10 protein-coding genes, 1 pseudogene and 1 other annotated feature are annotated in these 15,692 nt (G+C 39.9%); of the genes and pseudogenes, 10 read left to right on the forward strand and 1 reads right to left on the reverse strand.

Going from position 1 to position 15,692, the window contains the following annotated elements:
- The first annotated feature begins 16 nt into the window (after positions 1-16).
- The 8 genes from ftsZ (at position 17) to B7696_RS01625 (ending at position 7,861) form a co-directional block, all read left to right on the forward strand.
- Positions 17-1,273 (forward strand): cell division protein FtsZ, encoded by a 1,257-nt coding sequence (gene ftsZ / locus B7696_RS01590; protein WP_024057151.1) that lies wholly within the window; start codon positions 17-19, stop codon positions 1,271-1,273.
- A gap of 4 nt (positions 1,274-1,277) precedes the next feature.
- The gene (locus B7696_RS01595; RefSeq protein ID WP_024057152.1) at positions 1,278-1,949 is read left to right on the forward strand and encodes a YggS family pyridoxal phosphate-dependent enzyme; all 672 of its coding nucleotides are present in this window, start codon (positions 1,278-1,280) and stop codon (positions 1,947-1,949) included.
- 9 nt (positions 1,950-1,958) lie between these two features.
- Positions 1,959-2,492, forward strand: a complete 534-nt coding sequence (locus tag B7696_RS01600; RefSeq protein ID WP_000053356.1) for a cell division protein SepF — start codon at positions 1,959-1,961, stop codon at positions 2,490-2,492.
- The gene (locus B7696_RS01605; protein WP_000576496.1) at positions 2,492-2,755 is read left to right on the forward strand and encodes a YggT family protein; all 264 of its coding nucleotides are present in this window, start codon (positions 2,492-2,494) and stop codon (positions 2,753-2,755) included. The genes B7696_RS01600 and B7696_RS01605 overlap by 1 nt, the downstream gene beginning before the upstream one ends.
- A complete protein-coding gene (locus tag B7696_RS01610) occupies positions 2,752-3,537 on the forward strand; it encodes a YlmH family RNA-binding protein (RefSeq protein ID WP_024057155.1) in 786 nt (261 codons plus the stop codon). Before B7696_RS01605 ends, B7696_RS01610 begins: the two co-directional genes overlap by 4 nt.
- An 8-nt stretch (positions 3,538-3,545) precedes the next feature.
- Positions 3,546-4,331 carry a DivIVA domain-containing protein gene (locus B7696_RS01615; RefSeq protein ID WP_084861774.1) on the forward strand — a complete coding sequence of 262 codons (786 nt, stop codon included), beginning with the start codon at positions 3,546-3,548 and terminating at the stop codon, positions 4,329-4,331.
- Positions 4,332-4,543: a binding site (T-box leader), on the forward strand.
- Positions 4,544-4,588: 45 nt separating this feature from the next.
- Entirely contained in the window at positions 4,589-7,381 is a 2,793-nt protein-coding gene (gene ileS, locus B7696_RS01620) for an isoleucine--tRNA ligase (RefSeq protein WP_084861776.1), read from the forward strand.
- A gap of 111 nt (positions 7,382-7,492) precedes the next feature.
- On the forward strand, positions 7,493-7,861 hold the full coding sequence (locus B7696_RS01625) for a hypothetical protein (protein WP_084861778.1): 369 nt from the start codon (positions 7,493-7,495) through the stop codon (positions 7,859-7,861).
- Positions 7,862-7,939: 78 nt separating this feature from the next.
- Here B7696_RS01625 and B7696_RS01630 read toward each other — a convergent pair.
- Positions 7,940-8,121: pseudogene (locus B7696_RS01630) on the reverse strand (transposase); the annotation flags it as partial.
- 533 nt (positions 8,122-8,654) lie between these two features.
- Here B7696_RS01630 and B7696_RS01635 point away from each other — a divergent pair.
- Positions 8,655-14,816, forward strand: a complete 6,162-nt coding sequence (locus B7696_RS01635; protein WP_084861780.1) for a ZmpA/ZmpB/ZmpC family metallo-endopeptidase — start codon at positions 8,655-8,657, stop codon at positions 14,814-14,816.
- Positions 14,817-14,968: 152 nt separating this feature from the next.
- Positions 14,969-15,661 carry a phosphoglycerate mutase gene (locus B7696_RS01640; RefSeq protein WP_000240129.1) on the forward strand — a complete coding sequence of 231 codons (693 nt, stop codon included), beginning with the start codon at positions 14,969-14,971 and terminating at the stop codon, positions 15,659-15,661.
- Positions 15,662-15,692 lie beyond the last annotated feature (31 nt).

Here is a 15,692-nt window from a genome sequence, read left to right on the forward strand (position 1 = left end):
AGAGGAAAAATAAACTATGACATTTTCATTTGATACAGCAGCAGCTCAAGGTGCAGTTATTAAAGTAATCGGTGTTGGTGGAGGTGGCGGAAACGCCATTAACCGCATGGTTGACGAAGGTGTTGCAGGCGTAGAATTTATCGCAGCAAACACAGATGTACAAGCTTTGAGTAGTACAAAAGCTGAGACTGTAATTCAGTTAGGTCCTAAATTGACTCGTGGTTTGGGTGCTGGAGGTCGACCTGAAATCGGTCAAAAGGCAGCCGAAGAAAGCGAAGAAGCCTTGACTCAAGCTATTACTGGAGCAGACATGGTCTTCATTACTGCAGGTATGGGAGGTGGCTCAGGTACTGGTGCTGCTCCTGTTATTGCCCGCATTGCTAAAGATTTAGGTGCTCTTACAGTTGGTGTTGTGACACGTCCTTTCGGTTTTGAAGGAAGCAAACGTGGTCAGTACGCTGTAGAAGGAATCAATCAACTTCGTGAGCATGTGGATACTCTATTGATTATTTCAAACAACAACTTGCTTGAAATTGTTGATAAGAAAACTCCACTTCTTGAAGCTCTTAGCGAAGCAGATAACGTACTTCGCCAAGGTGTTCAAGGGATTACTGATTTGATTACAAATCCTGGTTTGATTAACCTTGACTTTGCCGATGTGAAAACAGTTATGGCAAATAAAGGAAACGCCCTAATGGGTATCGGTATCGGTAGTGGTGAAGAACGTGTGGTAGAAGCAGCTCGTAAGGCAATCTACTCACCACTTCTTGAAACAACTATTGACGGTGCTGAGGATGTCATCGTCAACGTTACTGGTGGTCTCGACTTGACTTTGATTGAGGCAGAAGAAGCTTCAGAGATCGTCAACCAAGCAGCTGGCCAAGGAGTGAACATCTGGCTTGGAACATCAATCGATGAAAACATGAAAGATGAAATCCGTGTTACAGTCGTTGCAACTGGTGTTCGTCAAGATCGTGTGGAAAAAGTTGTGGGCCATGCACCAAGACAAGCTGTTCGTCATGAACAAGTAAGTCCTAGTCATGCACACAATCATAATCGTCAGTTTGATATGGCTGAAACTGCAGAAATTCCAAGTCCAGCACCTCGTCGCACAGAAACTTCTCAAACTTCAGCATTTGGTGATTGGGACTTGCGTCGTGAGACAATTGTTCGACCAACTGATTCAGTGGTATCACCAGTTGAACGTTTCGAAGCGCCATCTTTACACGATGAGGATGAATTAGACACTCCTCCATTTTTCAAAAATCGTTAAGTAAATGAATTTGAAAGAAAATACAGAACGTGTTTTTCAACAAATAAAAGATGCAAGTCAGCAGTCAGGAAGAGAAGCCAATTCTGTTTCGGTTGTTGCTGTTACAAAATATGTAGACATACCGACAGCGGAGGCCTTGCTTCCGCTAGGTGTGCATCATATTGGTGAAAATCGTGTGGATAAATTTCTTGAGAAATATGAAGCTTTAAAAGATAGAAATATTACCTGGCATTTGATTGGAACCTTGCAAAGACGCAAGGTCAAAGATGTCATTCAGTATGTTGATTATTTCCACGCTTTGGATTCATTAAAGCTAGCAGAAGAAATTCAAAAAAGAAGTGACAGAGTTGTTAAGTGTTTCTTACAAGTAAATATCTCAAGGGAAGAGAGCAAACATGGTTTTTCAAGGGAAGAACTATTAGAGCTCTTGCCAGAATTGGCCACCTTAGATAAAATTGAATATGTCGGCTTGATGACCATGGCTCCTTTTGAAGCTAGTAGTGATGAGTTGAAAGAAATTTTTAAAGCTACGCAGGATTTGCAACTAGAAATTAGAGAAAAACAAATTCCCAATATGCCAATGACGGACTTGAGTATGGGTATGAGTCGTGACTACAAGGAAGCGATTGAATTTGGCTCAACATTTGTCAGAATTGGTACAGCATTTTTTAAATAGGAAAGAAATATGTCTTTAAAAGATAGATTTGATAAATTTATAGATTATTTTACAGAAGATGGAGAAGATGTTGGTACTGCATATCAGCCTAAAGCTGAAGAGCCAATTGTGACTCCAGTCCCTTCTGTTCAAGAGTTGCCTCAACAAGCTGGTAGCACGCCATCTAAAGATAAAAACATCACTCGTCTTCATGCCCGTCAACAAGAGTTGGCTATGCAAAGTCAACGTTCTACTGATAAGGTGACAATTGATGTTCGTTATCCACGTAAATACGAAGATGCCACAGATATTGTTGATTTATTAGCTGGTAACGAAAGTATTTTGATTGATTTCCAATATATGACAGAAGTTCAAGCACGTCGTTGTTTGGATTATCTGGACGGGGCACGCCATGTTTTAGCTGGTAACATGAAAAAGGTAGCATCTACTATGTACCTGCTGACACCAGTTGATGTTGTCGTCAATATTGAAGACATCAAAATTCCAGATGAATCACAAAATGGTGAATTTGGCTTTGATATGAAACGTACGAGAGTGAGATAATGATCTTTCTCATTCGTTTTGTTCAAAATGCAGTGGATATCTATTCACTGATTTTAATCGTGTTTGCTCTGATGTCTTGGTTTCCCAATGCTTATGAATCACGTCTTGGACGCTTGATTATTAGTTTAGTGAAACCGATAGTAGCTCCCTTGCAACGTTTACCCCTCCAGATTGCAGGTCTTGACTTATCTGTCTGGATTGCGGTATTACTAGTTCACTTCCTAGGGGAGCAGTTGATTCGACTTTTAGTGATCTTTCTATGAACAAGATGATTTATCAACACTTTTCTAAGAATGATTCGTCTTTTATTGATAAGGGATTAGAATGGATAAAAAAGGTAGAAGATTCTTATTCTCCTTTTTTAACACCTTTTGTAAATCCCCATCAAGAAAAGATTTTAAAGGTGCTAGCATCAACCAACGGCATCTCCTATATGAGCAGTCGGCAGTTTCTTGAAACTGAATATGTACGGGTACTCCTGTATCCTGATTATTTTGAGCCGGGATTCTCTGATTTTGAACTTTCCTTGCAAGAAATTGTCTATCCTAATAAGTTTGAACGCCTAACGCATGCAAAAATATTAGGGACTGTTTTAAATCAGCTAGGAATCGATAGGAAGCTATTTGGTGATATCTTAGTCAACGAAGAGAGAGCACAGATTATCATAAATCGACAGTTTATGCTCCTTTTTCAAGACGGCATTACGAAAATTGCTCGTTTACCGGTTCGTCTAGAAGAACGGGATTTTACTGAGAAAATTACTACAGTAGAAGATTATCAAGAATTAGATATTTGTATTGCTAGTTCTAGATTAGATGTTTTTCTAGCAGGTGTCTTCAAGCTGTCTAGAAATCAGGCAAGTCAGTTAATTGAAAAACAGGCAGTCCAAGTCGATTACCATTTAGTTGAAAAATCAGATTATGCAGTTCAAGTTGGTGATTTGATTAGTGTTAGGAAATTTGGTCGATTGAAACTTGTTAGAGATAATGGGCAAACAAAAAAAGATAAAAAGAAATTAACGGTCCAATTGTTATTAAGTAAGTGAGGAAAAATATGCCAATTACATCGTTAGAAATCAAAGATAAAACTTTTAGCACACGCTTCAGAGGGTTTGATCAAGAAGAAGTAGATGAGTTTTTAGATATTGTAGTCCGTGATTATGAAGATTTGGTTCGCTCTAATCATGATAAGGATTTACATATTAAGAGTTTGGAAGAGCGTTTGTCTTACTTTGATGAGATGAAAGACTCATTGAGTCAATCTGTATTGATTGCACAAGATACAGCTGAGCGAGTAAAACAAGCTGCAACGGAACGTTCAAACAATATTATCCAACAAGCAGAGCAAGATGCACAACGTTTGTTGGAAGAAGCCAAGTACAAAGCAAATGAAATTCTTCGTCAAGCAACTGACAATGCTAAGAAAGTTGCTGTTGAAACAGAAGAATTGAAGAACAAGAGTCGTGTCTTCCATCAACGTCTTAAATCTACAATTGAGAGCCAGTTAGCAATTGTTGAATCTTCAGATTGGGAAGATATTCTGCGCCCAACAGCTACCTATCTTCAGACAAGTGATGAAGCATTTAAAGAAGTTGTTGGTGAAGTTCTTGGTGAATCGGTATATTCACAACCAGAAGAAGAACAAATCGATATGACTCGTCAATTTACACCTGAAGAAATGGCTGAGTTACAAGCTCGAATTGAGGCTGGTAATAGAGAATTAGCTGAATTTGAAGCTCAACAACATCATTATGTGGAAGAACATTTAGAGCCAGTTGAAGTCGAAGGCCCTTCATCGAATGAGGAAGATACAAATAAAGAATCTGTCCTTATCTTATAATGAATAGTGATATGTGAGAACAATATCTTATCCTTATATTTCCAGCGAGCAGGAGATGGTGTGAGTCCTGCATTCCCTAACGATAAGATTATCCTCTCAAAAACTCAAGTCTGAAGCTAGTAAGATTTGACGTTCCCCACGTTACGGGAAATGAGGGAGAAAGACTAAATCTTTTTCCGAATAAAGGTGGTACCACGATTTTCGTCCTTTTTGGAAGTCGTGGTTTTTAATTTGTTATTATTTATAAAGGAGATACCATGAAACTCAAAGATACCCTTAATCTTGGGAAAACAGCTTTCCCAATGCGTGCAGGTCTTCCTACCAAAGAGCCAGTTTGGCAAAAGGAATGGGAAGATGCAAAACTTTACCAACGTCGTCAAGAATTGAACCAAGGAAAACCTCATTTCACCTTGCATGATGGCCCTCCATATGCTAACGGAAATATCCACGTTGGACATGCTATGAACAAGATTTCAAAAGATATCATTGTTCGTTCAAAATCTATGTCAGGTTTTTACGCACCATTTATCCCAGGTTGGGATACACATGGTCTGCCAATCGAGCAAGTTTTGGCAAAACAAGGTGTCAAACGTAAAGAAATGGACTTGGTTGAGTACTTGAAACTTTGCCGTGAATACGCTCTTTCTCAAGTAGATAAACAACGTGAAGACTTTAAACGTTTGGGTGTTTCTGGTGACTGGGAAAATCCATATGTGACTTTGACTCCTGATTATGAAGCAGCACAAATCCGTGTCTTCGGTGAGATGGCTAACAAAGGTTATATCTATCGTGGTGCAAAACCAGTTTACTGGTCTTGGTCATCTGAGTCGGCTCTTGCTGAAGCGGAGATTGAATACCATGATTTGGTTTCAACTTCCCTATACTATGCTAATAAGGTAAAAGATGGCAAAGGTGTTCTAGATACAGATACTTATATCGTAGTCTGGACAACAACTCCATTTACCATCACAGCTTCTCGTGGTTTGACTGTCGGAGCGGATATTGATTACGTCTTGGTTCAATCTGCTGGTGAAGCTCGTAAGTTTGTGGTTGCTGCAGAATTGTTGACTAGCTTGTCTGAGAAATTTGGTTGGGCTGATGTTCAAGTATTGGCAACTTACCGTGGTCAAGAATTGAACCACATCGTAACAGAACACCCATGGGATACAGCTGTAGATGAGCTTGTTATCCTTGGTGACCACGTTACGACTGATTCTGGTACAGGTATCGTCCATACAGCCCCTGGTTTTGGTGAGGATGACTACAATGTTGGTATTGCTAATGATCTTGAAGTCGCAGTGACTGTTGACGAACGTGGTATCATGATGAAGAATGCTGGTCCTGAGTTTGAAGGTCAATTCTATGAAAAGGTAGTTCCAACTGTTATTGAAAAACTTGGTAACCTCCTTCTTGCCCAAGAAGAAATCTCTCACTCATACCCATTTGACTGGCGTACTAAGAAACCAATCATCTGGCGTGCAGTACCACAATGGTTTGCCTCAGTTTCTAAATTCCGCCAAGAAATCTTGGATGAAATTGAAAAAGTGAAATTCCACTCAGAATGGGGTAAAGTCCGTCTGTACAATATGATTCGTGACCGTGGTGACTGGGTTATTTCTCGTCAACGTGCTTGGGGTGTTCCACTTCCAATCTTCTACGCTGAAGACGGTACAGCGATTATGACTGCTGAAACTATTGAACACGTGGCTCAACTCTTTGAGGAACATGGTTCAAGCATTTGGTGGGAACGTGATGCTAAGGAACTCTTGCCAGAAGGATATACTCACCCAGGTTCTCCAAATGGTGAATTCAAGAAAGAAACAGATATCATGGACGTTTGGTTTGACTCAGGTTCATCATGGAATGGAGTTGTGGTAAACCGTCCTGAATTGACTTACCCAGCAGACCTTTACCTAGAAGGTTCAGACCAATACCGTGGTTGGTTTAACTCATCATTGATCACATCTGTTGCTAACCATGGTGTAGCACCTTACAAACAAATCTTGTCACAAGGTTTTGCCCTTGATGGTAAAGGTGAGAAGATGTCTAAATCTCTTGGAAATACCATTGCTCCAAGCGATGTTGAAAAACAATTTGGTGCAGAAATCTTGCGTCTTTGGGTAACAAGTGTAGACTCAAGCAACGACGTGCGTATCTCTATGGATATCTTGAGCCAAGTCTCTGAAACTTACCGTAAGATTCGTAACACTCTTCGTTTCTTGATTGCTAATACATCTGACTTTAACCCAGCTGAGGATGCAGTAGCTTACGATGAGCTTCGTTCAGTTGATAAGTACATGACGATTCGATTTAACCAGCTTGTTAAGACCATTCGTGATGCTTATGCAAACTTTGAATTCTTGACAATCTATAAGGCCTTGGTGAACTTTATCAACGTTGACCTGTCAGCCTTCTACCTTGATTTTGCCAAAGATGTTGTTTATATCGAAGGTGCCAAATCATTGGAACGCCGTCAAATGCAGACTGTCTTCTATGACATTCTTGTAAAAATTACCAAACTCTTGACACCAATCCTTCCTCACACTGCGGAAGAAATCTGGTCATACCTTGAGTTTGAAGCAGAAGACTTCGTTCAATTGTCAGAATTGCCAGAAGCAGAGACGTTTGCTAACCAAGAAGAAATCTTGGATACCTGGGCAGCCTTCATGGATTTCCGTGGACAAGCTCAAAAAGCCTTGGAAGAAGCGCGTAATGCCAAAGTTATCGGTAAATCACTTGAAGCACACTTGACAGTTTATCCAAACGAAGTTGTGAAAACTCTACTCGAAGCAGTAAACAGCAATGTAGCTCAACTTTTGATCGTGTCTGAATTGACCATCGCAGAAGGACCAGCTCCAGAAACTGCTGTTAGCTTCGAAGATGTGGCCTTCACTGTTGAACGCGCTGCAGGTGAAGTATGTGACCGTTGCCGTCGAATCGACCCAACAACAGCAGAACGCAGCTACCACGCAGTCATCTGTGACCACTGTGCAAGCATCGTAGAAGAAAACTTTGCAGACGCAGTAGCAGAAGGATTTGAAGAGAAATAATCGAATGATAGATTGAAAATGTTTTCTGTGTGTGTATTTTAGTTTAATATAAAAGAAAATATTAAACAAAATTAATGTATAATATTAATTTTTAATGAAAAGGAAGTATTGATGAAAAAGAAAACACTTGCTCAATTAGATGGTATCATTGGTTTAGTTGCAGGAACTATTCTAGCCATTTTGCCAATTATTATAATTATGATTGCCTCTATATTTGATAATGAAGAAGTTGTTGGTGTCATCTTAGGAATTATTTTTATTATTTTTAGTTTAGTAAAAATTGGAATTTTAATTCTAGGTATTCTCTCACTAATATACTATAAAGATGATAATAGAATTTCAATTGCACCCTCAGTCTTATTAATTGTTGGTTCTGCACTTTCATTGGTTCCATTCTTAGGATGGATAGGGGGAATCGTCATTATTGTTGGTGCTTCATTATTTTTAGGAAGCCTCAAAAAATTTAAAGTTGAACTATAAATAGAGTTTTTGTCAAGTAGAGTAAATGGAGAAACTCTAAAATTGGTTCTTTGTCAGCAGTAGTGGATTAAAGAAAAGCTAAGATAGAGAAAGGACAAATTTCGTCCTTTCTTTTTTGATGTTCAGAGCGATAAAAATCGTTTTTTGAAGTTTTCAAAGTTTCGAAAACCAAAGGCATTTCGTTCGATAAGTTTGATGAGATTATTGGTCGCTTCTGATTTGGAGTTAGAATAGGGTAATTGAAGGGCGTTGACGATTTTTCAATGATTTCATGATTGATGAAAGTTACTATTTTAGTTTTAAGAATTGTGGCTATTGTGTATTTCAAGGACGATGAGCGTGTGACTCCTGCACCGTCTGTATTGTTTATCGTAGGTAGTTCTGTTGGATTGATCCCATTCGTGGACTAGATAGGATAAATTATGACAATTATTGGCAATTCCTATACTTTGAAATTTTGAAAAAATTCGAAATTGAAGAATCATATCTTTCGAATTGAGGTGGGATGAATTGAATCTTTGTTAGAAATACTTATTACAGTATGAAGGTGGTTAGTCTTATTTTTTTGTTACCAATTGACGGAAAATTTTATAGGATAAATAAGCTATTTCATTCGTAAAATCTAAAGCATTTATTTGAGACAAGGAACTCTTTTTATAGTATAATGATGGTTGTAGATTGAATATATCAAAATATATATCGAAGTATTTTTGTTTCTTGTAAGTTTATCATAGTGAGGAAGCAAAATGCTTCTTCTATTTTGAAATGGATAAAATAATAGAGAGGATATAGAATGAAAAAATTTTTTGGAGAGAAGCAGCATCGTTTTTCCTTACGAAAGTTGGCGATTGGTCTTGTGTCTGCTTCAATTTCGAGCTTATTTTTTGTGTCCATTGCTAGCAGTGGGACTGTATTTGCTCAAGAAAATGTATCTGTTCACTACAAATACGTGACGGATACAGAACTGAGTAGTTATGAGAAGGACTTGATTGTAAAGGATTTTCCTAAAGTGGCTGAAGATAGTGAGAGCACTTACTATCTAGTCTACCGTATGGATGAGAAAGCCCAACTAGGTCAGTTGCCTCATACCGGTGAGCACAGTAATCTGGTTACCGTCCTTTCGGGTGGAGCCCTCGCTTCGATTGGACTCCTTATTTTTGCTGTTTCGAGAAAGAAAGGCAAGAAGAAAGCACTGTTGAAGGTTGTTTTGATAACAGGCATGGGGAGCGGTTTGGTTTCTTCGGTTCAGGCTATTGAAAATCAACTCTTGCTCCAATATAATCAAGAATATCAATTATCCCAAGGAGATAGTCTGCCTTTGCCAAGAGTCTTGTCAGGTTATACCTATCTAGGTTATATTAAGCAAGACAAGGAAGCTAGTCTGCAAGAAACTGCTGCTAGAGGTCAGAAACTAGACGACATGCTTCAACCTCATTTTCAGACCAATGAAGGTAGGCAAAAGGTAGGAGATGAGCGGAAAAATCCGTCTCCAACAAACCCTGCTGACAAGTCAATCCCTTCTCAAGATTCACCCAATCAAAAGCCGTCTGGTATTGCTAGTGTGGATCCTCAGGACGAAGTCTTGGCTGGTCGCGTGAACAAACCAGAGCTCCTATACAAAGACCAAGAGATTGTAACAAAACTAGATGTTTTAGAAGTGGTTCAAGAAAATCCCGAACTAGCAGAGGGAACCGTTCGTGTCAAACAAGAAGGTCGTGCTGGGAAGAAGGTTGAGGTTGTTCGTATTTTCACTGTTGAAAACCAAGAAATTACTCGTGAGATCCTCTCGACCAAGGTAGAAGAAGCCTTACCACGTATAGTAGAAAAAGGGACTAAGAAGGCAGTTGCTCCGAGTGAAGCACCCCAGTCTGCAAGAAAAGGAGAGCCTGAGACTCAGCCTTCCTTGCCAGAATATAAAGGTGAGCAATCTGGTGCAATAGTTGCCCCTGAGAAAACTGATAAACCAGCCTATACAGGAACTCAGTCTGGAGCAATAGTCGAACCCGAGAAAGTAGCTCCACAACCAGAGTACAAGGGAACTCAAGCTGGTGCCATCGTCGAACCTGAAACTCAGCCTTCCCTGCCAGAATATAAAGGTGAGCAATCGGGAGCTGTTGTAGCCCCTGAGAAAACTGATAAACCAGCCTATACAGGAACTCAGTCTGGAGCAATAGTCGAACCCGAGAAAGTAGCTCCACAACCAGAGTACAAGGGAACTCAAGCTGGTGCCATCGTCGAACCAGAGACTCAGCCTTCCCTGCCAGAATATAAAGGTGAGCAATCGGGAGCTGTTGTAGCCCCTGAGACAAATGAAAAACCAGAATATACTGGCACCCAATCTGGAGCAATAGTAGATCCTGAGCAGGTTTCTCCTCTTCCAGAATATACAGGAATTCAATCTGGTGCGATTGTTGAACCTGAAAAGCAGGAACCAGAGGTTGGAGGTGCTCAATCAGGGGCTTTGGTAGAACCAGAAACGGCTGATAAGCCATCCTATACAGGCGAGCAATCTGGAGCAATAGTCGAACCAGAGCAAGTAGCTCCACAACCAGAGTATAAGGGAACTCAATCTGGTGCCATCGTCGAACCAGAGACTCAGCCTTCCCTGCCAGAATATAAAGGTGAGCAATCTGGTGCAATAGTTGCCCCTGAGACAAATGAAAAACCAGAATATACAGGAATTCAATCTGGAGCCATCGTCGAACCAGAAACGGCTGATAAGCCATCCTATACAGGTACCCAGTCCGGAGCGGTTGTTGAACCAGAGCAAGTAGCTCCACAACCAGAGTACAAGGGAACTCAAGCTGGTGCCATCGTCGAACCAGAGACTCAGCCTTCCTTGCCAGAATATAAAGGTGAGCAATCGGGAGCTGTTGTAGCCCCTGAGACAAATGAAAAACCAGAATATACTGGCATTCAATCTGGAGCAATAGTCGAACCAGAACAGGTACCATCGAAACCATCTTATACAGGTACCCAATCCGGAGCGATTGTTGAACCCGAACAAATTGCCCCTCTTCCAGAATATACTGGCAATATTGAGCAAGAAAAACCAGAAAATCCGGCTGAAAAACCAAAAGAAAAAGATCCAGAAAAAACACTTGAATTAAGAAATGTTTCTGATCTGGAGTTATATAGTCAGACCAATGGTACTTACAAACAACATGTTTCTTTAGACAGTGTTCCAAGTAATATAGACACTTACTTTGTTAAGGTCAAATCGTCGTCATTCAAAGATGTCTATCTACCTGTCGCTTCAATAACTGTAGAAATAAAAAATGGACAATCAGTTTATAAAATCATAGCCAAAGCTGAGAAACTCCAGCAAGAGCTAGAAAATAAATATGTCGATAATTTCACTTTCTATCTCGCAAAAAAGGCCACAGAAGAAACAACAACCTTCACTTCCTTTAGCAACTTGGTTAAAGCAATCAACAAGAATCTCTCTGGAACCTATCATTTAGCGGCTAGCTTGAATGCCAACGAAGTGGAGTTGGGACCTGATGACAGATCTTACATCAAAGGCACCTTTACTGGTCAGTTGATTGGTGAAAAAGATGGTAAGCGGTATGCTATTTACAACTTGAAAAAGCCTCTTTTTGAAAGCTTGAGAGGGGCCACAGTAGAAAAGTTGAGCCTAAAAAATGTCTCTATTTCAGGTAAAGATGATATCGGTTCACTGGCAAATGAAGCTACGGATAACACAAAGATTAAGCAAGTTCATGTCGATGGTGTTCTGGCTGGGGAACGTGGTATCGGTGGTTTGTTGGCTAAGGCAGACCAATCAAGCATTACAGAGAGCAGTTTTAAGGGAAGAATTGTTAATACCTACGAAACGACTGCTGCATACAATATTGGTGGTCTGGTCGGTCATTTGACAGGAGGCAGAGCTTCACTGACTAAGTCAAAAGCGACAGTAGCCATTTCATCCAATACGAATAGTTCAGATCAGACTGTTGGTGGGCTAGCAGGTCTAGTAGACCAAGATGCGCATATACAGGATAGCTATGCTGAAGGTGATATCAACAATGTCAAGCACTTTGGTAGAGTTGCGGGTGTAGCTGGATATTTGTGGGATCGGAAGACGAATGAGGAACAGCATGCAGGAAGATTGACCAATGTACTAAGTGATGTCAATGTAACCAACGGGAATGCTATTACCGGTTACCACTATAATGAAATGAAGGTGTCTAATACATTCAGCAACAAAGCTAATAGAGTCTACAATGTCACCTTGGTCAGGGAAGAAGTCGTCAGCAAGGAATCATTTGTGGAAAGAGGAACAATTTTAGATGCTTCTGAAGTGACTAATAAAAAAGCAGAAATCAATCCTCTCGCTCCTCCAACAGTGGAGCCTCTTTCAACAAGTGGTAGTAAAGAAAGTGATTTTTCTAAGGTGAAGCATTATCAAGCTCAGCGCGCCTTAGCTTATAAAAATATTGAAAAATTGCTACCTTTCTACAACAAGGCAACCGTCGTCAAATACGGAAACCTGGTCAATGAGAACAGTCTTTTATATAAAAAAGCACTCTTGTCTGCAGTCATGATGAAGGATGACCAAGTAATTACGGACATTGTAACCAATAAAAAAAGTGCCAATAAACTCTTGCTCCATTACCAGGATCATTCCTCTGAAACATTCCAGCTCAAGTACCAGACTGATTTTGCTAAGTTAGCAGAATATAGTCTAGGAGATACGGGGCTTCTCTATACGCCAAACCAATTCTTGTATAATCAAGAAACGATTATCCAGCAAGTCTTACCAGAATTGAAGAAGGTAAATTATCATTCAGACGCTATTAGAAACACACTTGGTATTTCACCAAAAGTGAAGCAAACCGAGCTCTATTTAGAAGAACAGTTTACTAAAACGAAGGAACATCTAGAAGAAAGTCTGAGAAAACTCTTGTCAGCGGATGCTGGTCTAGTGGAAAACAATCAAGTAATGACAGGTTACATCGTAGATAAAATCAAGCGCAACAAGGAAGCCTTGCTTCTTGGTATGAGTTACTTAGAGCGTTGGTATAACTTTAGCTATGGTCAGGTCAATATTAAAGACTTGGTCTTGTATCACCTTGATTTCTTTGGTAAAGGAAATGCATCTCCGTTAGATACTTTGATTGAGTTAGGGAAATCAGGATTTAATAATCTGCTTGCTAAGAACAACGTTGATACTTATGGTATCAGTCTTGCCAGCCATCATGGAACAACAGATCTGTTTAGCACGCTAGAACATTACCGAAAAGTCTTTTTACCAAATACTAGCAACAATGACTGGTTTAAATCCCAGACCAAAGCTTTCATTGTCGAAGAAAAATCCACTATTGCAGAGGTCAAAGCCAAGCAAGAGCAAGCAGGAACTAAGTACTCTATCGGTGTTTATGACCGAATTACTAGTAGCACTTGGAAATACCGCAATATGGTCTTGCCTCTCCTTACTTTGCCAGAAAGATCTGTATTTGTCATTTCAACCTTGTCTAGTCTAGGATTTGGCGCTTACGATCGCTACCGCAACAGTGACTATAAGGCTGGAGATAAACTCAATAAGTTTGTTGAAGATAATGCGCGTGAAACAGCCAAGCGTCAGCGAGATCACTACGATTATTGGTATCGTATTTTAGATAATCAGGGACGTGAAAAACTCTATCGTACGATCCTGCTTTATGATGCCTATAAGTTTGGTGATGATCATACTGAAGGAAAGGCTTCAACAATCGCAGACTTTGAGAATTCAAATCCTGCAATGCAACATTTCTTTGGACCAGTTGGTAACAAGGTGGTTCATAATCATCACGGTGCATACGCAACGGGAGATGGTGTCTATTATATGTCTTACCGTATGTTGGATAAGGATGGCGCTATTACGTATACCCATGAGATGACCCATGATTCAGATCAGGATATCTATCTTGGTGGTTATGGTCGAAGAAGTGGTCTTGGTCCTGAGTTCTTTGCTAAAGGCTTATTACAAGCGCCAGACCATCCAAATGATGCGACCATTACTATTAACTCAATCTTGAAACATTCAAAATCAGATAGCTTAGAAGGATCCCGTCTACAAGTCTTAGATCCGACGGAACGATTCAAAGATGCATCCGATCTCCAGAAATACGCTCATAATATGTTTGATCTCATCTATCTGTTGGAATATCTTGAAGGGCAATCTATCGTTAAGAAACTGAATGTTTCCCAGAAAATGGAAGCTCTCAGAAAAATCGAGAACCACTATCTAACAGATCCAGCAGATGGAAATGATGTTTATGCTACTAATGTTGTGAAAGATTTGACTGAAGATGAAGCTAAAAAATTGACGAGCTTTGAGAGTTTGATTGACAATAATATTCTTTCGGCTCGTGAGTATCAGGCTGGCACTTATGAGAGAAATGGCTACTTTACGATTAAACTCTTTGCACCAATCTTTTCAGCATTGAGCAGTGAGAAAGGAACTCCTGGAGATCTTATGGGACGCCGGATAGCTTATGAACTCTTAGCTGCTAAAGGATTTAAAGATGGTATGGTCCCATATATTTCCAACCAATATGAAGAAATTGCTAAACAAAATGGTCAGACAATCAACCTCTACGGTAAAAAGCAAGGATTAGTGACAGATAAGCTTGTTTTAGAAAAGCTATTTGGTGGTCAGTATTCATCTTGGGCAGCCTTTAAAAAAGCTATGTATCAAGAGCGCGTTGCTCAGTTTGATCATTTGAATAAAATTACTTTTAAAGATCCGACGCAATCATGGATGAGCAATGCCACGAAAACAATTCAAAGAGTAAATGAGTTGCAAGAACTGATGGACCAAGCTGTTCTCAAGGATGCAGAAGGTACGCGTTGGAGTGACTATAACCCAGAAACTGACAGTGCCGTCCATAAACTTAAGAGAGCAGTCTTTAAAGCCTACCTAGATCAAACAAATGACTTCAGAACTTCTATTTTTGCAAATAAAAAGTAATGAATTATAGAAGTTGCTAATCAGGATGAGAGGACTTTACTTCCTGACTATCAGAACTTGTCGATTTTAACTAGCTTTTTTGTGAAAAATTGTGTAAAATAGAATAGATAAACGAGGGAAAACCTCGGAAAATTTAAAGGAGAATCCATCTAATGGTAAAATTGGTTTTTGCTCGCCACGGTGAGTCTGAATGGAACAAAGCTAACCTTTTCACTGGTTGGGCTGATGTTGATTTGTCTGAAAAAGGTACACAACAAGCGATTGACGCTGGTAAATTGATCAAAGAAGCTGGTATCGAATTTGACCAAGCTTACACTTCAGTATTGAAACGTGCGATCAAAACAACTAACTTGGCTCTTGAAGCTTCTGACCAATTGTGGGTTCCAGTTGAAAAATCATGGCGCTTGAACGAACGTCACTACGGTGGTTTGACTGGTAAAAACAAAGCTGAAGCTGCTGAACAATTTGGTGATGAGCAAGTTCACATCTGGCGTCGTTCATACGATGTATTGCCTCCAAACATGGACCGTGATGATGAGCACTCAGCTCACACAGACCGTCGTTATGCTTCACTTGACGACTCAGTTATCCCAGATGCTGAAAACTTGAAAGTGACTTTGGAACGTGCCCTTCCTTTCTGGGAAGATAAAATCGCTCCAGCTCTTAAAGATGGTAAAAACGTATTCGTAGGAGCTCACGGTAACTCAATCCGTGCCCTTGTAAAACACATCAAAGGTTTGTCAGATGACGAAATCATGGACGTGGAAATCCCTAACTTCCCACCATTGGTATTCGAATTTGACGAAAAATTGAACGTAGTTTCTGAATACTACCTTGGAAAATAATTTGTAAAAAGAAAGCCTAGGAATACCTAGG

Origin of the sequence: Streptococcus mitis, assembly GCF_002096815.1 — a bacterium.
GTDB lineage: Bacteria > Bacillota > Bacilli > Lactobacillales > Streptococcaceae > Streptococcus > Streptococcus mitis_AD.